We start from the raw sequence: 19,722 nt of genomic DNA, 5'->3' as shown, positions 1-19,722 counted from the left end.
TCGACCCGCGGGGGTGGCCGACGATCTCGGCCGCCCCCGCGGGCAGCTCCGCTCAGGACGGAGGCACCCATGGGGCGCTATGTCGCGCGGCGACTGCTCCAGATGATCCCGGTCTTCATCGGGACCACTCTTCTCATTTTCTTCATGGTCAACGTGCTCCCCGGCGACCCCGTGCGGGCGCTGTGGGGTGACAAGCCGCCGGACCCTACGCAGATGGCGGCCATCCGTCACCAGCGCGGCCTCGACCTTCCGCTGTGGCAGCAGTACCTCCACTACATGAAGGACCTGCTGACCGGCGACCTCGGCACCAACATGGGCGGCAGGCCCGTCAGTGACATTCTCGGACAGGCCTTCCCGGTCACCGTGCGTCTCGCGCTGATCGCCTTCGTCATCGAGCTCGTTCTCGGCATCGGCCTCGGCATGCTCGCGGGCGTGCGCCGCGGCCGCGTCGTGGACACCTCGATCCTCGTCTTCACGCTGCTGGTCATCTCGGTGCCGGTCTTCGTGCTCGGCTTCGTCTTCCAGACGGTCTTCGGACTGCAACTGGAGTGGGTCTCACCCACGGTCCAGGACGCCACCGATCCCACCCAGCTCATCCTTCCGGCAGCCGTGCTCGGGTCGTTGTCACTCGCCTACGTCGCCCGGCTGACCCGCACGAGCATCGCGGAGAACCTGAGCGCCGACTACATCCGCACGGCGGTGGCCAAGGGGCTGCCGAAGAGCCGGATCATGACGCGCCACCTGCTGCGCAACTCGCTGATCCCGGTGGTGACCTTCCTCGGCACCGACATCGGGACCCTGATGGGCGGCGCCGTCGTCACCGAGGGCATCTTCAATGTGCCGGGCGTCGGCAACACCCTCTTCGACGCGCTCGCCCGCCGCGAGGGCCAGGTCATCGTCGGCACCGTGACCATCCTCGTGCTCGTCTACCTGGCCGCGAGCCTGATCGTCGACCTGCTTTACGCGGTCCTGGACCCGAGGATCCGTTATGCCTGATGCTGACGTCACCAAGACCACCAACCCGCTCGCCGTGACCGAGGCGGCGCCGCCCGCGGGTACGGCCCCCACGGACCTCGCGAGCCCCGCTCCGGGCAAGCCCCGCTCGCTTGCCGGGGACGCCTGGCGGGATCTGCGCCGCAACCCGTTCTTCGTGGTCTCGGGGCTGCTCATCCTGCTGATCATCGCGGTCTCGCTGTGGCCGGGGCTCTTCACCGGCGCCGACCCGACCAAGGGCGATCTGCGCAACCACTTCCTGCAGAAGCCGAGCTACAGCCACCTCTTCCAGGACGACTGGTTCGGCTACGACCGGCAGGGCCGCTCCATCTACGCGCGAGTGATGTACGGGGCCCGCAACTCCGTCACCGTCGGCGTCTGCGTCACGCTGGCCGTGACCGTCATCGGCTCCATCTTCGGCATGCTCGCGGGCTACTTCGGCGGTTTCTGGGACGCGGTCATCTCGCGTCTGACCGACGTCTTCTTCGGCATCCCGTTCCTGCTCGGCACGATGGTCGTGCTGAACTCCGTGACGGACCGCTCGGTGTGGACCGTGGTGGGCGCCCTGACCCTGCTCGGCTGGACGCAGATCACCCGCGTCATGCGCGGCGCGGTCATCACCACCAAGCAGTCCGACTACGTGGTGGCGGCCAAGGCGCTGGGCGCGGGCACCCGGAGGATCCTGTTCCGGCACATCCTGCCGAACGCGGCCGCTCCGGTGATCGTCGTCGCGACGATCGCGCTCGGCGGCTACATCACGGCCGAGGCGACCCTCTCCTTCCTCGGCATGGGTCTCTCGGACGACGCGATCTCCTGGGGCAGCGACATCTCGGACGCCTCCAAGGAGCTCCGCAACAACCCGTACACGCTGTTCTTCCCGGCCGGCATGCTCAGCCTGACGGTTCTGGCCTTCATCATGCTCGGCGACGCGGTGCGCGACGCCCTCGATCCCAAATTGCGCTGAGGGAGGCGTACGTGACCACCATTGAGAAATCGGCCGACGTCCCTGCCCCGCGCGACGCGGGCGACACCGGGCCGCTGCTCGAAGTCCGCGACCTGCACGTCGAGTTCCACACCCGCGAGGGCGTGGCCAAGGCCGTCAACGGCGTCAACTACACGGTGTCCGCCGGCGAGACGCTGGCGGTGCTCGGCGAGTCCGGGTCCGGCAAGTCCGTGACGGCGCAGGCCATCATGGGCATCCTCGACATGCCTCCGGGGCGCATCCCTCAGGGAGAGGTGCTCTTCCGGGGCGAGGACATGCTCAAGATGTCCGCGGAGCAGCGCAGGAAGATCCGCGGCCGCAAGATCGCGATGATCTTCCAGGACGCGCTGAGCTCGCTGAACCCGGTGCTCAGCGTCGGCTACCAGCTGGGCGAGATGTTCCGCGTCCACCAGGGCCTCGGCCGCAAGGCCGCCCAGGCCAAGGCGATCGAGCTGATGGACCGGGTGAAGATCCCGGCCGCCAAGGAGCGGGTGAACGACTACCCGCACCAGTTCTCCGGCGGTATGCGCCAGCGCATCATGATCGCGATGGCGCTCGCCCTGGAGCCCGACCTGATCATCGCGGACGAGCCCACCACGGCGCTCGACGTGACGGTCCAGGCGCAGGTCATGGACCTGCTGGCGGAGCTGCAGCGCGAGTACAACATGGGGCTGATCCTGATCACCCACGACCTCGGCGTGGTCGCCGACGTCGCGGACAAGATCGCGGTCATGTACGCGGGCCGGATCGTCGAGACGGCTCCGGTGCACGAGCTCTACAAGCGCCCGGCGCACCCGTACACCCGGGGTCTGCTCGACTCGATCCCGCGCCTGGACCAGAAGGGCCACGAGCTCTACGCGATCAAGGGCCTGCCGCCCAACCTGCTCAAGATCCCCGGCGGTTGCGCGTTCAATCCGCGCTGCCCCAAGGCGCAGGACATCTGCCGCACGGAGGTCCCGCCGCTCATGCAGGTCACCGAGCGGGACGGCGCGGAGCTGCCCGGCCGCGGCAGCGCGTGCCACTTCTGGAAGGAGACGATCCATGGCTGAGCCGACGAAGGCTTCGAAGCTCTCCAAGGTCTCGAAGACGGACGAGCCCGCCGACGCCACCCCGAACGTCTCCGACGTCGAGACGGTCGACGCGGCCACCGCCGAGGAGGCCGTCGCGGCCATCGAGGCGCCGGTGGAGCGCGGCGAGCCGATCCTGCAGGTCCGCAACCTGGTCAAGCACTTCCCGCTCACGCAGGGAATCCTGATCAAGAAGCAGATCGGCGCGGTCAAGGCGGTCGACGGCATCTCCTTCGACCTGTACCAGGGCGAGACGCTGGGCATCGTGGGCGAGTCCGGCTGCGGCAAGTCCACGGTCGCCAAGCTCCTGATGACCCTGGAGCGGGCCACGGCCGGCGAGGTCTTCTACAAGGGCCAGGACATCACCAAGTTGTCCGGGCGCGCGTTGAAGGCGGTGCGCCGCAACATCCAGATGGTGTTCCAGGACCCCTACACGTCCCTGAACCCCCGGATGACGGTCGGCGACATCATCGGGGAGCCCTTCGAGATCCACCCCGAGGTGGCCCCGAAGGGTTCGCGCCGCCAGAAGGTCCAGGACCTCCTGGACGTCGTCGGCCTCAACCCCGAGTACATCAACCGCTACCCGCACCAGTTCTCCGGCGGTCAGCGCCAGCGCATCGGCATCGCCCGCGGCCTGGCCCTGAACCCCGAGATCATCATCTGCGACGAGCCGGTCTCGGCCCTGGACGTCTCCGTCCAGGCCCAGGTCATCAACCTGATGGAGAAGCTCCAGGACGAGTTCAACCTCTCCTACCTCTTCATCGCGCACGACCTGTCGATCGTCCGGCACATCTCGGACCGGGTGGGCGTGATGTACCTCGGGAAGATGGCGGAGATCGGCTCGGACGAGCAGATCTACGACCACCCGACGCACCCGTACACCCAGGCGCTGCTCTCCGCGGTGCCGGTCCCGGACCCCGAGGCCCGTGAGGGCCGCGAGCGCATCATCCTGACCGGCGACGTCCCGTCCCCGGCCAACCCGCCCTCGGGCTGCCGCTTCCGCACCCGCTGCTGGAAGGCGGAGGACAAGTGCGCGAAGGAGATCCCGCTGCTCGCGGTCCCCGAGCGGTTCAAGGGCAAGGACACCCCGGCGGCACACGAGTCGGCGTGCCACTTCGCGGAGGAGAAGGACGTCGTGCACGCGGCGTGACGTCCGCGCGGATCCGCGCGTGAACGCCTGTGCTCCGTGAACGTACGCGTTCACGGAGCACAGGCGTTTTCTGCTGACGGGCGAGGGGCGAGGCTCGGGAGCGCCCCTCAGGGCACGTGGGCCCGCGGTTCTTCGTAGCGCCGGAAGGCCGCGGTCTCCACGGTCCAGGGTCCGAACGGCACGACGTCCCCGAAGATGTACGGCGCTTTGGACCGGTAGCGGTCCGCACAGGGTTCGGAGTGCACTTCGACCGTCCCGGTGCGAGGGTCGACGATCAGGTAATGGGCGATGCCCATGGCCGGATACTCGGAGAGCTTCGCTCCGTAGTCGTTGCTGGGATTGGACGGGGACACGATCTCGATGACGGCCAGCACCTGGGTGGCGTCGACGGCGAGACCCTCTTCGTCGAGCACTTCCTCGGGGATGACGAGGGCGTCGGGCCGGCGCATACGACCGATCGAGGGGTGCTCGATCTCGGGACCGTTCGCGCAGATGTAGCCCGGGTGAGTGGTGGCGAGCTGCTTGTCCAGTTGCTTACAGATGCGACGGACCGTGCCTTCGTGCCGTTTGGACGGGCACATCATGGCCAGTATCGGGCCCGACGGCCCGATCTCCACGTGCCAGGTTCCCTCGAGACGCTCGGCGTAGGCTCCGAGCTCCTCGGCGATCGCACGCATCTTGGCGTAGTCCATGGTGCCAGGGTAGTCACGTCGGCCCGGGAGAGCCGGGCGCGAGGGCCCCGGCCCGATCCGCGGCGACGGCGTCCGCCAGCCCGCCCCCTGCCCAGGGACCCACCCGGAACCGGCTCCGCCCCGCTCGGGTCAAGGGGGAGGGCGGGCCGGTTCCGGTGAGCGGGGCCCGGTCCGGAGGGGTGGCCGGGGCCCCGGTCCGCGAATCCGTGGTGCTCCGGTCAGAGCGACTTACGGGCCCCCGGCACCGCGAGCTCCGCCGGCGCCTCGGGGTAGTGGCACGCCGTCAGGTGCCCCTCGCGGTTGCCGTCGATCCGGACCAGCGGCGGCGTGTCCGTCGCGCACTTGTCCGTCGCCTTCCAGCAGCGCGTGCGGAAGCGGCAGCCGGAGGGCGGGTTGACGGGGGAGGGCACGTCACCGGTCAGCAGGATGCGCTCCCGGCGCGGGACGTCCTCCGGGGTCGCCTCGGGCACCGCCGACAGGAGCGCCTTCGTGTAGGGGTGGCGCGGGTTCCCGTACAGGCTCTCGCGGTCGGCGATCTCCACGATCCGGCCCAGGTACATCACGGCGACCCGCTGCGAGAAGTGCCGTACCACCGCCAGGTCGTGGGCGATGAACAGGAACGCGATCCCGAGGTCCTTCTGGAGCTGCTGGAGCAGGTTCACCACCTGCGCCTGGATCGACACGTCGAGCGCCGAGACCGGCTCGTCCGCCACGATCAGCTTCGGTTCGAGGGCGAGCGCGCGGGCCACCCCGATGCGCTGGCGCTGGCCGCCGGAGAACTCGTGCGGGAAGCGGTTGTAGTGCTCGGGGTTGAGGCCGACGGTCTCCAGGAGCTCGCGGACCCGGGCCTCCCGGCCGCCCGCCGGGTTGATGTCGTTGACCTCCATCGGACCCGAGATGATCTTGCCGACCGTCTGGCGCGGGTTCAGCGACGCGTACGGGTCCTGGAAGATCATCTGGATCTCCGAGCGGACCGGCGCCAGCTCCTTGCGCGAGGCGTGCGAGATGTCCTGGCCGCGGTAGGAGATCTTGCCGTCGGTGGGCTCCAGAAGGCGCGTGATCAGGCGGCCCGTCGTCGACTTGCCGCAGCCGGACTCGCCGACCAGGCCCACGCTCTCGCCCTGGGAGACCGTGAAGTCCAGGCCGTCCACCGCCCGCACGGCGCCGATCCTGCGCTTGAACGGGAAGCCGCCCATGATCGGGAAGTGCTTGGTCAGCCCGCTGACGTCCAGGAGGGGAGTGCTGTCGCTCATAGTGGTCAAGTCCAGTCTCTTGTACGTCAGTCGGTGCGCGTCGTGGCGAAGTCCGCGAAGAACTCCGTCCGCTGCTCCGCCGTGAGGTGACACGCGGCGCCCCGGCCGTCGGCCAGTTCGAGGAGCGGCTGCTCGCCGGAGCAGCGGTCGCCCCCGACCTGCTCGGTGAACGCGCACCGCGGGTGGAAGCGGCACCCGGAGGGCGGGTTCAGCAGGCTGGGCGGCGTACCCGGGATGGGCGAGAGCGGCACGTCGACCGGTCCTTCGAGCGACGGCATCGAGCCCAGCAGGCCCCAGGTGTACGGGTGCTGCGGCGCCCGCAGCACCTCCTTCTTGGTGCCGCGCTCCACACACCGACCGCCGTACATCACCAGGACGTCGTCCGCGATGTCGGCGATCACGCCCAGGTCGTGGGTGATGAAGATGATCGCCGTGCCGAACTCCTGCTGGAGGTCCTTCAGGAGGTCCATGATCTGCGCCTGGACCGTCACGTCGAGCGCCGTGGTCGGCTCGTCGGCGATCAGCAGCGCAGGGTTGCACACCAGCGACATCGCGATCATCGCGCGCTGGCGCATGCCGCCGGAGAACTGGTGCGGGTAGTCGTCCACGCGCAGGTCCGGCTGCGGGATCCCGACCTTCGTCAGCATCTCGATCGAGCGGTCCCTGGCCTCCTTCTTGGAGGCCCCGGTGTGCTTGCGGAACGTCTCGCCGATCTGCCGGCCGATGGTGTGGTACGGCGACAGCGAGGCGAGCGCGTCCTGGAAGATCATCGCCATCTTGTTGCCGCGGAGCCGCTCCAGCTCTCGCTCGGTGGCGGTGAGCAGCTCCTGGCCGTCCAGCAGGATCTCGCCGTCGATGGCGGTGCTGTCCTTGTGGTGCAGGCCCAGGATGGCGAGGTTGGTGACGGACTTGCCGGACCCGGACTCGCCCACGATGCCGAGGGTCTTGCCCTTCTCCAGCTCGAAGTCGAGGCCGTCGACGGCCTTGACCATGCCGTCCTCGGTGGAGAAGTGGACGCGCAGATCGCGTACGGACAGGAAGGGGGTGGCGCTCATCAGATCTCTCTCCCTGAGCCCTAGGCGAGCCGTACGCGCGGGTCGATCAGCGCGTACAGGGCGTCGACGATGATGTTGAAGACGACGATCGCCGTGGCGGCGACCAGGACGACACCGAGCAGCATCGGCAGGTCGCTGGTGTTGACCGCGCGGACCGACAGGTCGCCGATGCCGTGCAGCGCGAAGGTCTTCTCGGTGATGATCGCGCCGCCGAGGAGCACACCCAGGTCGAGGCCGAAGATCGTGACGATCGGCCCCATCGCGCCCCGCCAGGCGAACCGGAAGAAGACCGCGCGGCTGGAGAGGCCCTTGGCGCGGGCCGTGCGGACGTAGTCCTCGCTGAGTGTCTCGACCAGCTGGGAGCGCGTCATCCGGGTGTAGTTCGCGGTGAAGATCAGCGAGAGGACGAGCCAGGGGATCAGCAGTCCGGAGAACCAGGTGCCGGGCTCCTCGGTGAGCGGCGTGTACTGGGGCCGGTCCATCCACTGCAGCTGGTACGTGAAGAGGTACACGGCGAACACGCCGACGACGTAGATCTGCAGCGAGGAGGCGATCAGCGAGGCGGAGGAGGCGATCTTGTCGACCATCTTGCCCTGCTTGACGGCGGCCAGCATGCCGGTGCCGACACCGAAGATGACGAAGACGAAGGCCGCGCCCAGCGAGAGGGAGACGGTGGTGGGGAAGCGGTCCAGGATGGTGCCGAGCACCGGCTCACGGTTGCGGAAGGAGTAACCGAGGCACGGCGCGGGGCAGTTGCCGAAGCTGGCGTAGTCACGGCCCACGAACAGGCCCTCGAACCAGTGCCAGTACTGCACCGGCAGCGGATCGGCGATCCCCAGGTTGTGCCGCACCAGGTCCAGGGTCTCGGGCGAGCAGACCTTGCCGCAGGCCAGCCGGGCCGGGTCGCGCGGAGCGGCGTAGAAGAGTACGAAGACGAGAACGCTGATGATCAGCAGGATCACCGCGCCACCGACGATGCGGCGAAGGAGGAAGCGGAGCATGGCAGTTGGGTTTCCTGACGGATGCCGTGGGTGAGGAGGGGGCGGGGCGGTCCTCCGTGCGGAGGGGCCGCCCCGCCACTGGGGCCGCTCGTCAGGCCTTGACGTACGTCTTGTAGATCAGCGTCGCGGCGAACTGCGGGTCGTGCTGCGCGCCACCGACCTTGGAGCCATGCAGGTAGAAGCGGCGCTGGTAGGTCTCCGGGATGATCGGCACGACCTCGGTCATGATCTTCTTGTCGAGCTCGGCCCAGGCCTTGCCGGCCTCCTTCTGGTCCGAGATGACCGCGTTCTTCTTGATCGCCTCGTTGATCCAGCCGATGTCGGTCTGCGAGATGTTGTTCTGGCCGTCACCGATCGCGTCACCGTCGAAGAGCGGCTGGATCAGGGTGTAGGCGGTCGGCCAGTCCGGGGACCAGCCGAACCACATGACGTCGAACTTGTTGTCGATGCGCTGCGCCTGGTCGTAGTAGTCCGTCGAGTTGAGCGGCTTGATGACCGGGTCGAAGCCCGCGGCCTTCAGCGCGTTCTCGATGACGACCTTGGTCTTGTCGTACGTGGGGCGCTGCGGGAAGGCGTAGACGATCTTCTGGCCGAGCTTGCCGGCCTTCTTCAGGATCGCCTTGGCCCGCTCCGGGTCGCCGGCCGGCTTCTTCAGCTTGCCGAAGACGTCGAACTTCTCGCGGCCGATGATGTCGGGGCTGAGGATGGTGGTCGCCAGGTCGCCCGCCGACTCGCCGCCGTAGATCCGGCGGATCTGCTCCAGCGGCCAGGCGACGTTGAGGGCCTTGCGGACCTCGACGTCGGTGATGCGCTTGCAGTTGATGGCGTAGTAGTACGTGCCGGAGGAGAGGCCGTTGAAGGACCGCTTCTTGACCTCCGGGTTGGTGAGCACCTTCTGCATGCGCTCGGCCGGGATGTTCTCGTAGAGCGCGATCATCTGCTTGTCCTTGCCCTGGTCCGCTATGAAGCGGTCACAGGAGTCAAGGCCCGTCGGCCCGAACTCGAACTCGAAGCTGTCCGGGTAGGCGTTGCGGATCGGGTCGGTCTTCGGGTCCCAGTGCTTGTTGCGCGTCAGCGTCATCGCCTTGTCGATGGAGCGGTGCTTGACGATGTAGGGACCGCAGGAGAAGGGGGCCTTGTCGTACTTCTCCTTGGTGTCGTGCTTGACGGGCACGGGCGAGTACGAGGTCATCGCCAGCGTGAAGTTGAAGTCCGGGCGGGCTTCCTTCAGCTTGAAGGTGATGGTCTTCTTCGCCTTGTCGATGGTGATCGAGTCGAGGTGGTCACCGCCGTACGGGCCCTTGTACCCCTCACGCCACTTGGAGCCCTTGCCGGTCAGCGCCATCTGCACGTACGCGGCGCCCTCGGTGATGAACGAGGCCCAGGAGCGCTCGAAGCCGTGCCGCACGTCCTCGACGGTCAGCTCGCTGCCGTCCTGCCACTTCAGGCCGTCCTTCAGCGTGAACGTCCAGGTCTTGTTGCCGTCCGACGCCTTGCCGGCGTCGGTGGCCAGGTCGCCGACCAGGGTCATGTGGCCCTTGTCGTCGACGTAGTAGCCGGTGAGGGCACGCGCGAAGAGGTTGGCCACCGAGGAGTTGTACGCGAAGTAGATGCGCTGCGGGTCCATGTGCGACACGTCGTCCTCGGCGACGCCGTAGATCGTGCCGCCCTTCTTCGCGCCGGGAGCCTCGGGAGCGGGTCCCTTGGAGTCGTCGGCGGTGCCGATCTTGACGGAGGCGCCGGTGTACTCGGTGGCGCCACCGTGGTTCCCGGAGCCGCCGTCGCCCGAGCCGCCGCTGCTGCAGGCGGACAGGACCATCGAGCCGCCCGCCGCGACCGATGTGGCGATGACGAAGTTTCTGCGGGAGAGAGACATGTGGCTACCAACCCTGATTGTCGAAGTAGAGGAGCGGAAGGAGCGGCCGGGCACTGCCCCGTCGCAGGTGCCGGGCGCGGGGGAGTGTCAGCGTTTGGTCTTCGGGTCCAGCGCGTCGCGCACGGAGTCACCGAGGAGGTTGAAGGCGACGACGAAGATCACCATCGCGATGCCCGGGAAGGCCATGTACGTGATGTCCTGCTCGTACACCTCGGAGGCGCGCTGGATCATCACGCCCCAGTCGGGAGTGGGCTCCTGAAGTCCCACGCCCAGGAAGGCGAGTCCGGCCTCCGCGGTCACGAACATGGGCAGTGCGAGGGTGGCCTGGATGAGGATCGGCGTCCACAGGTTGGGGAGCAGTTCCTTGAAGATGATCCGGGCCGGTGAGGCGCCGGTCACCTTGGCCGCCTCCACGAACTCCCGCTCGCGCAGGGCCAGCACCTCGCCGCGCAGCAGCCGGGCGATGGACGCCCAGCCGAAGGCCGTCATCACCGCGATCAGGCTGGTGACCGTCAGCCAGGTCGGCGTCTTGTCCTCGGGGGCGACCACCACGGAGATCATCACGGGCCAGAAGGCGATGAAGAAGAGCGTCGAGGGGAAGGCCAGGAGGATGTCGATGACCCGGCCGATGAAGTAGTCGGTCTTGCCGCCGAGATAGCCGGCCGTGATGCCGACCGTGATGCCGATGAGCGTCACCAGGATCGTCGTCGCCCCGGCGATCAGCAGCGAGTTGCGCATGCCGTACAGCAGGAAGGTCAGCACGTCCCGGCCCAGCTGGGGCTCGATGCCGAACCAGAACTCGCCGTCCATGCCGCCGTTCGGCTTGATCGGATAGCTGAACTCGTTGAACAGGCTCGGGTCGTTCACGCCGTACGTCGTGTACGGGTCCTTGCCGTAGATCTTCGAGATCAGCGGCGCACACAGCGCCACGACGAAGAAGAAGATCACGACACCCGCCGCGATGACGCCGGACTTGTCCCGCTTGAACCGCGTCCAGGCGAGCCGCCCCGGCGAACGGCCCTTGCTGCCCCGGTCCTTGGGCGAGGGAGGAATGCCGTCGGTCTTGTCCGTCACTTCAAGCGTGGCGGCAGCGGCGGGAGTTGGCGAGGTCATGGCGCTCCAGGCCCGGAGGGGTCATCAGGAATCCGCAGGACAACCAGCACCTACGGGGCTAGCCGCGACTTTCGCAAGGCGTTTCCCACGCGGTCAATGAATCGTCAGGCCCTTTGGGCCGCTCTTGGGATCCTTGAGCAAGACTTGAGGAAAACATGGGCATGACATTGCCTTCGCGTAATCAAGCGTGATGGACAAGGTGGGGCGCCACGGGGCAAGGCGGGCAATGAGTCCGATATGCGGGCGCGAGCGTCTCGGAATGCGTACATCCGGATGGGCTCGGACACATACGGGTGGCGTAAATGTGCGGTTCATGCAGCTTGCGGCGATATTTGGCGGTACGTACGTCGGCCCGCCGTGGCGGACGACGGCGCAGAGAGCCGGGACGCAGGAACAAGCACGGGACTGGAGGACTCCATGCGTGGAGCCACGCACGCCAAGTGGGCCGCATGCGCGGTGGCGGTCGCTCTCGCGGCGACGGCCTGTGGTGGCGGGGGGAGCGGCGGTGGTGGCGGTGACGGCACCGGCATCGTGGGCTCCTCCTGGGGCGACCCGCAGAACCCGCTGGAGCCGGCCAACACCAACGAGGTCCAGGGCGGCAAGATCCTCGACATGCTCTTCCGGGGTCTCAAGCGGTACGACCCGAAGACCGGCGAGGCCAAGAACATGATCGCCGAGTCCATCGACACCAAGGACGCGCAGAACTTCACGGTCAAGATCAAGAAGGACTGGACGTTCAGCGACGGCGAGAAGATCACCGCCAAGTCCTTCGTGGACGCCTGGAACTACGGCGCGAACCTGAAGAACAACCAGAAGAACGCCTACTTCTTCGGCTACATCGACGGCTACGACAAGGTCCACCCCGAGAAGGGCGAGCCGAGCGCGAAGACCCTCTCCGGGCTCAAGGTCGTCGACGACGCGACCTTCACCGTCAAGCTCGGCCAGAAGTTCTCCACCTGGCCCGACACCCTCGGCTACCCGGCCTTCGCGCCGCTGCCCAAGGCGTTCTACGACGACCACGACGCCTGGCTCTCCAAGCCCGTCGGCAACGGCCCGTACACCGTGGACTCGTACACCAAGGGCTCCAAGATGTCCCTGCGCAAGTGGGACAAGTACCCCGGCCCGGACAAGGCGAAGAACGGCGGTGTGGACATGAAGGTCTACACCGACAACAACACCGCCTACACCGACCTGATGGCCGGCAACCTCGACCTCGTCGACGACGTCCCCGCCTCGCAGCTCAAGAACGCCAAGAACGACCTGGGCGACCGCTACATCAACACCCCCGCCGGCATCATCCAGACCCTGGCCTTCCCCTTCTACGACAGCAAGTGGACCAAGCCGGGCATGGAGAAGGTCCGCCAGGGCCTGTCCATGGCGATCAACCGCAAGCAGATCACCGAGACGATCTTCCAGAAGACCCGTACCCCCGCCACCGACTGGACCTCGCCGGTGCTCGGCAAGGACGGCGGCTACCAGGACGGGCTCTGCGGCGACGCCTGTACGTACGACGCCGCGAAGGCCAGGAAGATGGTCGAGGACGGCGGCGGCATCCCCGGCGGCACCCTGAAGATCTCGTACAACGCGGACACCGGCTCGCACAAGGAGTGGGTCGACGCGGTCTGCAACTCCATCAACAAGGCGCTCGGCAAGGACAAGGCCTGCGTCGCCAGCCCCGTCGGCACCTTCGCGGACTTCCGCAGCAAGGCCTCCAAGCAGGAGCTCGACGGGGCCTGGCGGGCGGGCTGGCAGATGGACTACCCGCTGATCCAGAACTTCCTGGAGCCGGTCTACTTCACCGACGCCCCGTCCAACGACGGCAAGTTCTCCGACGAGAAGTTCGACAAGCTCGTCAACGAGGCCAACGCCGAGACCGACACCGGCAAGGCCGTGTCGAAGTTCCAGGACGCCGAGAAGATCCTCGCCCAGAAGATGCCCGCCATCCCGCTCTGGTACCAGAACGGCAGCGCCGGCTACTCGGACAAGGTCTCCGACGTCTCGCTGAACCAGTTCAGCGTGCCCGTCTACAACGAGATCAAGGTCAACTGAGACGCCGGGAGCGGTCGTCCGGGGCCCCGCGAGGGCGCCCGGCGGCCGCTTCCTCCGATTTCCGGAGCCCCCATGGGACGTTATGTGATCCGGCGTCTGCTGCAGATGATCCCGGTCTTCTTCGGCGCCACTCTGCTGATCTTCCTGATGGTGAACGTGATGGGCGACCCCGTCGCGGGCCTGTGCGGCGACCGCAAGTGCGACCCCGCCACGGCCACCCAGCTGAAGAAGGAGTTCGGCCTCGATAAGCCGGTGTGGCAGCAGTACCTGACGTACATGGGCAACGTCTTCACCGGCGACTTCGGCACCGCCTTCAACGGCCAGAAGGTCACCGAGCTGATGTCGGACGCCTTCCCGGTCACCATCCGGCTCACCCTCGTCGCCATCGTCTTCGAGATCGTCATCGGCATCACGCTGGGCGTGCTGACCGGGCTGCGGCGCGGGCGGCCGGTCGACACCGTGGTGCTGCTGCTCACGCTCGTCGTGATCTCCATCCCCACCTTCGTCACCGGCCTGGTCCTGCAACTGCTGCTCGGCGTCGAGTGGGGCACCATCAAACCCTCCGTCTCCAGCGAGGCCCCCTTCAACGAACTCCTCATCCCCGGGCTCGTCCTCGCCTCGGTCTCGCTGGCGTACGTGACCCGGCTGACCCGCACCTCCATCGCGGAGAACCGGCGCGCCGACTACGTCCGCACCGCCGTCGCCAAGGGCCTGCCCCGGCGCCGCGTCATCGTCCGGCACCTGCTGCGCAACTCGCTCATCCCGGTGGTCACCTTCATCGGCACCGACGTGGGCGCGCTGATGGGCGGCGCGATCGTCACCGAGCGGATCTTCAACATCCACGGCGTCGGCTTCCAGCTCTACCAGGGGATCCTCCGCCAGAGCACCCAGACCGTCGTCGGCTTCGTGACCGTCCTCGTCCTGGTCTTCCTGGTGGCCAACCTCATCGTCGACCTCCTGTACGCCGTACTCGACCCGAGGATCCGCTATGCCTGAACCTCAGCAGCCCGAGCGCGCCATCGCCGCGACCGGCATGGGCGGCGCGATGGACCTCGCCACCAGCGAGGCGACGACGCTGGAGAAGACGCCGGGCGGACCCGAGGGCGGCGGCCCCTCGGCACCGGCCCGCAGCCTGTGGTCGGACGCCTGGCGGGACCTGCGGCGCAACCCGATCTTCATCGTCTCGGGCCTGATCATCCTCTTCCTCGTCGTCATCTCGCTGTGGCCCTCGCTCATCGCCTCCCGCAACCCGCTGGACTGCGACCTCGCCAACGCCCAGAAGAGCTCGGCCCCCGGCCACCCCTTCGGCTTCAACGAACAGGGCTGCGACGTCTACACCCGCGTCGTCTACGGCACCCGGGTCTCGGTCACCGTCGGCGTCTGCGCCACCCTCGGCGTCGCGCTCATCGGCAGCGTGCTCGGCGGGCTCGCCGGGTTCTTCGGCGGGACCTGGGACGCGATCCTCTCCCGCATCACCGACATCTTCTTCGCCATCCCCGTCGTCCTCGGCGGCCTGGTGCTCCTGTCGGTGGTCACCAGCTCCACGGTCTGGCCGGTGGTCGGCTTCATGGTGCTGCTCGGCTGGCCGCAGATCTCCCGCATCGCGCGCGGCTCCGTCATCACCGCCAAACAGAACGACTACGTGCAGGCGGCGCGGGCGCTCGGCGCCTCCAACTCCCGGATGCTGCTGCGCCACATCACCCCGAACGCCGTCGCCCCGGTGATCGTGGTCGCCACCATCGCGCTCGGCACCTACATCGCCCTGGAGGCGACCCTCTCCTACCTCGGCGTCGGCCTGAAGCCGCCGACCGTCAGCTGGGGCATCGACATCTCGGCCGCCTCCCAGTACATCCGCAACGCCCCGCACATGCTGCTCTGGCCCGCCGGGGCGCTCGCGATCACCGTGCTCGCGTTCATCATGCTCGGCGACGCGGTGCGCGACGCCCTCGACCCGAAGCTGAGGTAGGCGCCCATGGCAACCGTGGCATCGAAGGCACCCGCCCCCGGGGAGCCGCAGGCGGCCAAGCTGCTCGACGTGCGCGACCTGCACGTGGAGTTCCGCACCCGGGACGGCGTCGCCAAGGCCGTCAACGGCGTGGACTACAGCGTCGCCGCGGGCGAGACGCTCGCCGTGCTCGGCGAGTCCGGCTCCGGCAAGTCCGTGACCGCGCAGGCCGTCATGGGCATCCTCGACACCCCGCCCGGAAAGATCACCAAGGGCGAGATCCTCTTCCGCGGCCAGGACCTGCTGAAGCTGAAGGAGGACGAGCGGCGCAAGGTCCGCGGCGCCGGGATGGCGATGATCTTCCAGGACGCGCTCTCCTCGCTCAACCCGGTGCTCAGCGTCGGCGACCAGCTCGGCGAGATGTACGTCGTCCATCAGGGCCTGTCCCGCAAGGACGCCAAGGCCAAGGCGGTCGAGCTGATGGACCGGGTGCGCATCCCCGCGGCCAAGGAGCGCGTCGGGCAGTACCCGCACCAGTTCAGCGGCGGCATGCGCCAGCGCATCATGATCGCCATGGCGATGGCGCTGGAACCCTCGCTGATCATCGCCGACGAGCCCACCACCGCTCTCGACGTCACCGTCCAGGCCCAGGTGATGGACCTGCTCGCGGAGTTGCAGCGCGAGATGAACATGGGCCTGATCCTCATCACCCACGACCTGGGGGTGGTCGCGGACGTCGCCGACACCATCGCCGTGATGTACGCGGGCCGCATCGTCGAACGGGCCCCCGTCCACGAGATCTACCGGGCGCCCGCCCACCCGTACACGCTCGGGCTGCTCCGCTCGATCCCGCGCCTGGACCAGAAGGGCCAGGACCTCTACGCGATCAAGGGCCTGCCGCCGAACCTCATGAACATCCCGCCCGGCTGCCCCTTCCACCCCCGCTGCCCGATGGCCCAGGACATCTGCGTGAGCGACGACCCGCCGCTCGCGAGAGTGACGTACGAGGGGCTGGCCGCCGAACGCAGGAGCGCCTGCCACTTCTGGAAGGAGACGCTCGATGCGGCACGGTGACGGCGGCGCGCACGTCGGCAAGAAGGAGCACGTCGGCAGGAGAGAGCACATCAGCAGGAAGGATCTGGAGGACGAGGGCGAGACCGCGCGGCAGCTGATGGACAAGGCCCGCGGCGAGATGGACTTCGCCGCGCACGGCTCGGAGTCCGGCCGCGAACCGATCCTCCAGGTCCGCGGCCTGGTCAAGCACTACCCGCTGACCCAGGGCATCGTCATCCGCAAACAGGTCGGCGCGGTCAAGGCCGTGGACGGCGTCGACTTCGACCTGGGGCAGGGCGAGACGCTGGGCATCGTGGGGGAGTCCGGCTGCGGCAAGTCCACGGTCGCCAAGATGCTCGTCAACCTGGAGCGGCCGACCGCCGGCGAGATCCGCTACAAGGGCGAGGACGTCACCAAGTTGTCCGGGCGCGCGCTGAAGGCGGTGCGCCGCAACATCCAGATGGTGTTCCAGGACCCCTACACGTCCCTGAACCCCCGGATGACGGTCGGCGACATCATCGGCGAGCCGTACGAGATCCACCCCGAGGTGGCCCCGAAGGGTTCGCGCCGCCAGAAGGTCCAGGACCTCCTGGACGTGGTGGGGCTCAACCCCGAGTACATCAACCGCTATCCGCACCAGTTCTCCGGCGGTCAGCGCCAGCGGATCGGCATCGCCCGCGGCCTCGCGCTGCGCCCCGAGGTCATCGTCGCCGACGAGCCCGTCTCCGCGCTCGACGTCTCCGTCCAGGCCCAGGTCATCAACCTGATGGAGAAGCTCCAGGACGAGTTCGACCTGTCCTACCTCTTCATCGCGCACGACCTGTCGATCGTCCGGCACATCTCCGACCGGGTCGGGGTGATGTACCTGGGGCGGATCGTCGAGATCGGCACCGACGAGGAGATCTACGAACACCCCACCCACCCCTACACCCAGGCACTGCTCTCCGCCGTCCCGGTCCCCGACCCCGACGCGCGCGAGCACCGGGAGCGGATCATCCTCACCGGCGACGTCCCGTCCCCGGCCAACCCGCCCTCGGGCTGCCGCTTCCGCACCCGCTGCTGGAAGGCGCGGGAGCGGTGCGCGCTGGAGGTCCCGGCGCTCGCGGTGCCCGCGGAGTTCCGCTACGAGGACGGGCCCGCGGCACACGACTCGGCCTGCCACTTCGCGGAGGAGAAGCAGGTCGTGCCGTAGCCCGCGGGCCCGCGCCCGGTCACAGCCCCAGCGACCGCTTCAGGAAGTCGACCTGGAGCAGCAGCAGGTTCTCCGCGACCTGCTCCTGCGGGGTCATGTGGGTGACGCCGGACAGCGGCAGGACCTCGTGCGGGCGGCCCGCGGCGAGCAGCGCGGAGGAGAGCCGCAGCGAGTGCGCCACCACCACGTTGTCGTCGGCCAGGCCGTGCACGATCAGCATCGGGCGGTGCGGCTCGGCGGCCTCCACGAGACCGTCGTCCCAGATCAGGGAGTTGTGGCGGTACGTCTGCGGGGAGCGGTTCGGATCGCCCAGGTACCGCTCCTCGTAGTGCGTGTCGTAGAGCCGCAGATCCGTCACCGGGGCGCCGACCACCGCCGCGTGGAACACGTCGGGGCGGCGCAGCGCGGCCATGCCGGCCAGGAAGCCGCCGTAGGACCAGCCGCGGATCGCCACCCGCTCCAGGTCGAAGGGGAACGTTTCGGCGAGCGCGTGCAGCGCCTCGACCTGGTCGTCGAGCGTCAGGGTGACATCGTTCTTGATCGACTTCTCCCAGCCGGGGGAGCGGCCGGGGGTGCCGCGGCCGTCCGCGACGAGCACCGCGAACCCCTGGTCGGCGAACCACTGGGAGGTGAGGAAGATGTTGTGCGCACGCTGGACGCGCTGACCGTGCGGACCGCCGTACGGATCGAGCAGTACCGGGAGCGGCCCGTCCGCCTCCTTGTAATCCGTGGGGAGCAGGACGGCGCACGGAATCCTGTGTGTGCCCCCTTCCGTGAGCGTCACGCGCGGCGTGAGCCCCGGGCGCTGGGCGTGTGAGGTGACGGTGGCCACCTGCTTGCCCTCGCGCACCACCTGGACCTGCGAGCCGGGACGGTCCAGGGTGGCCGACACCAGGACGGTGAGGCCGCCCGCGCGCACCGCCGAGTGCACGCCCGGCTCCTGCGAGACGCGCTCCACACCCAGTTCGTTGACGCGGTACACATGGATCTCGCCGGTCTCCGGGTCGGCCGCCGCCGCACCCGCCGACGCCGAGATCAGGACATCCTGCTCGGTCACGTCGAGCACCGCGCGCACATGCAACTGCGGCCCGGTCAGCGGCCGTTCGCCCCAGGCCAGGACGCGCGCGCCGGCCTCGTCCGCGATCCGCACCATCTTGCCGCTGGGCGACCAGCACGGGGAACCGGGAAAGAGTTCCAGCCAGTCCGGGTCCTCCTCCGCGTGCACCATCCGCGTCGACCCGTCGTCCGGATCCACCGCGAGGTACAGCTGGCTGCCCTGGTCGCGGGACTGCACGAGCAGCAGCGGCGCGCCGTCCGTCGACCAGTGCACCCGCGCGAGATAGGGGAAGCGCGCCCGGTCCCAGACCACCTCGGTGCGCGAGCCGTCCAGGCCGAGCACGAAGAGGCGCACGTCCGCGTTGGGCGTGCCCGCCGCCGGATACGCGACCTGCTGGGGCACGCGGTCCGGGTGCGCGGGGTCCGCGATCCACCACCGCTGCACCGGGGCGTCGTCCACCCGCGCGACCAGCAGCCGGTCGGACTCCGGAGACCACCAGAAGCCCCGTGAACGGGCCATCTCCTCGGCCGCGATGAATTCCGCCAGACCGTAGGTGACGGTCTCCTCCTGGCCCGTCTCCGGCTCCGCGAGGGCCCGGTCGACCGTGCCGTCGGCACCCGTCACGCGCAGGGCGCCGCGCGCCACGTACGCGATGTGCCGGCCGTCCGGCGAGGGCCGCGGGTCGATCACCGGGCCGGGGACGGGCAGTTCGCCCGCGGTGCCCGCCCGCAGCTCGGCCGTGAAGAGGCGGCCGGAGAGCGCGAACGCCGCCAGCTCCACCGCCGCGTCCGTCGCGTAGCCGACGATGCCCGCGCCGCCCTCACGGCTGCGTTCGCGCCGTGCGCGCTCCTCGGCGGACAACTGCTCGTCCGCGTCGCCCAGCAGCAGGTGCGGATCGGCCACCACGCGCTCGGTGCCGCCGTCCGCCACGTCCAGGACCCACAGGCGGCCGACTCGATCGACGCTCGAGGACGAACGGAGAAACGCGACGCGCGAGCCGTCCGGCGCCGGAGTGAACGCGCGCGGCGCGCCGAGGGTGAAACGCTGGGTCCGGGCGTGCTGACGCGGGAAGGAGAGCCGCTGTGCCGGGCTCTCGTCGGGCCTGGGAATTCCGGGGATCTCGGTGGTCATCCTCCGAGCCTAGGGCGCATGCGCCCCCCTGTGCTGCCGTGCTCCGAGTCATGCGTCCACACGGATAGTTATGATCCGTAGCGCTTGGTGGGTATGAACCTGCTGGCGTCCGC

The 19,722-nt window shown here is 68.6% G+C and carries 16 protein-coding genes; 9 read left to right on the top strand and 7 right to left on the bottom strand.

All coding sequences use genetic code 11. From position 1 onward, the window contains the following. The first annotated feature begins 69 nt into the window (after positions 1–69). Genes ACZ6B8_RS20555 through ACZ6B8_RS20540 form a run of 4 tightly spaced genes read left to right on the top strand, consistent with a single transcriptional unit; the run spans position 70 to position 4,192 of the window. Positions 70–996 (top strand): ABC transporter permease, encoded by a 927-nt coding sequence (locus tag ACZ6B8_RS20555; RefSeq protein WP_471078956.1) that lies wholly within the window; start codon positions 70–72, stop codon positions 994–996. After that, on the top strand, positions 989–1,957 hold the full coding sequence (locus ACZ6B8_RS20550) for an ABC transporter permease (protein WP_471078959.1): 969 nt from the start codon (positions 989–991) through the stop codon (positions 1,955–1,957). The genes ACZ6B8_RS20555 and ACZ6B8_RS20550 overlap by 8 nt, the downstream gene beginning before the upstream one ends. A gap of 11 nt (positions 1,958–1,968) precedes the next feature. Further along, entirely contained in the window at positions 1,969–3,024 is a 1,056-nt protein-coding gene (locus tag ACZ6B8_RS20545; protein ID WP_471078962.1) for an ABC transporter ATP-binding protein, read from the top strand. Then, positions 3,017–4,192, top strand: coding sequence for an ABC transporter ATP-binding protein (locus ACZ6B8_RS20540; RefSeq protein WP_471078965.1), 1,176 nt, complete (start codon positions 3,017–3,019; stop codon positions 4,190–4,192). Before ACZ6B8_RS20545 ends, ACZ6B8_RS20540 begins: the two co-directional genes overlap by 8 nt. Before the next feature lie 107 nt (positions 4,193–4,299). On the opposite strand, the gene ACZ6B8_RS20535 is transcribed toward ACZ6B8_RS20540, so the two are convergent. From ACZ6B8_RS20535 to ACZ6B8_RS20510, 6 genes are all read right to left on the bottom strand, one after another. Beyond that, a complete protein-coding gene (locus ACZ6B8_RS20535) occupies positions 4,300–4,884 on the bottom strand; it encodes a Uma2 family endonuclease (protein ID WP_471608089.1) in 585 nt (194 codons plus the stop codon). A 218-nt stretch (positions 4,885–5,102) separates the two neighbouring features. After that, the gene (locus ACZ6B8_RS20530) at positions 5,103–6,137 is read right to left on the bottom strand and encodes an ABC transporter ATP-binding protein (protein WP_471608088.1); all 1,035 of its coding nucleotides are present in this window, start codon (positions 6,135–6,137) and stop codon (positions 5,103–5,105) included. 26 nt (positions 6,138–6,163) lie between these two features. Next, a complete protein-coding gene (locus tag ACZ6B8_RS20525; RefSeq protein WP_471608087.1) occupies positions 6,164–7,192 on the bottom strand; it encodes an ABC transporter ATP-binding protein in 1,029 nt (342 codons plus the stop codon). A gap of 20 nt (positions 7,193–7,212) precedes the next feature. Continuing rightward, positions 7,213–8,193 (bottom strand): ABC transporter permease, encoded by a 981-nt coding sequence (locus tag ACZ6B8_RS20520; RefSeq protein ID WP_471078977.1) that lies wholly within the window; start codon positions 8,191–8,193, stop codon positions 7,213–7,215. Between the two features lie 91 nt (positions 8,194–8,284). After that, complete coding sequence (locus ACZ6B8_RS20515) at positions 8,285–10,069, bottom strand: ABC transporter substrate-binding protein (RefSeq protein ID WP_471608086.1); 1,785 nt, start codon at positions 10,067–10,069, stop codon at positions 8,285–8,287. An 87-nt stretch (positions 10,070–10,156) separates the two neighbouring features. Beyond that, positions 10,157–11,182, bottom strand: a complete 1,026-nt coding sequence (locus tag ACZ6B8_RS20510; RefSeq protein WP_471608085.1) for an ABC transporter permease — start codon at positions 11,180–11,182, stop codon at positions 10,157–10,159. A 417-nt stretch (positions 11,183–11,599) separates the two neighbouring features. On the opposite strand from ACZ6B8_RS20510, the gene ACZ6B8_RS20505 reads away from it, so the two are divergent. The 5 genes from ACZ6B8_RS20505 to ACZ6B8_RS20485 all read left to right on the top strand — a co-directional run bounded on the left by ACZ6B8_RS20505 (position 11,600) and on the right by ACZ6B8_RS20485 (position 17,421). Further along, positions 11,600–13,231 (top strand): peptide ABC transporter substrate-binding protein, encoded by a 1,632-nt coding sequence (locus ACZ6B8_RS20505; RefSeq protein WP_471608084.1) that lies wholly within the window; start codon positions 11,600–11,602, stop codon positions 13,229–13,231. A 72-nt stretch (positions 13,232–13,303) separates the two neighbouring features. Next, entirely contained in the window at positions 13,304–14,227 is a 924-nt protein-coding gene (locus ACZ6B8_RS20500) for an ABC transporter permease (RefSeq protein ID WP_471078989.1), read from the top strand. Then, positions 14,220–15,197, top strand: coding sequence for an ABC transporter permease (locus ACZ6B8_RS20495; protein WP_471078992.1), 978 nt, complete (start codon positions 14,220–14,222; stop codon positions 15,195–15,197). Before ACZ6B8_RS20500 ends, ACZ6B8_RS20495 begins: the two co-directional genes overlap by 8 nt. Positions 15,198–15,203: 6 nt before the next feature. Beyond that, on the top strand, positions 15,204–16,250 hold the full coding sequence (locus ACZ6B8_RS20490) for an ABC transporter ATP-binding protein (RefSeq protein WP_471078995.1): 1,047 nt from the start codon (positions 15,204–15,206) through the stop codon (positions 16,248–16,250). Positions 16,251–16,347: 97 nt separating this feature from the next. Then, complete coding sequence (locus ACZ6B8_RS20485; protein WP_471079915.1) at positions 16,348–17,421, top strand: ABC transporter ATP-binding protein; 1,074 nt, start codon at positions 16,348–16,350, stop codon at positions 17,419–17,421. Positions 17,422–17,440: 19 nt separating this feature from the next. Here ACZ6B8_RS20485 and ACZ6B8_RS20480 read toward each other — a convergent pair whose 3' ends face one another. Further along, a complete protein-coding gene (locus tag ACZ6B8_RS20480; protein WP_471608083.1) occupies positions 17,441–19,609 on the bottom strand; it encodes a S9 family peptidase in 2,169 nt (722 codons plus the stop codon). Positions 19,610–19,722: the final 113 nt, after the last annotated feature.

It is taken from the genome of Streptomyces sp. NPDC041122, from assembly GCF_055592445.1.
Note: the sequence above shows the minus strand (reverse complement) of the source record. Positions and strands in the feature narration are given on the sequence as shown.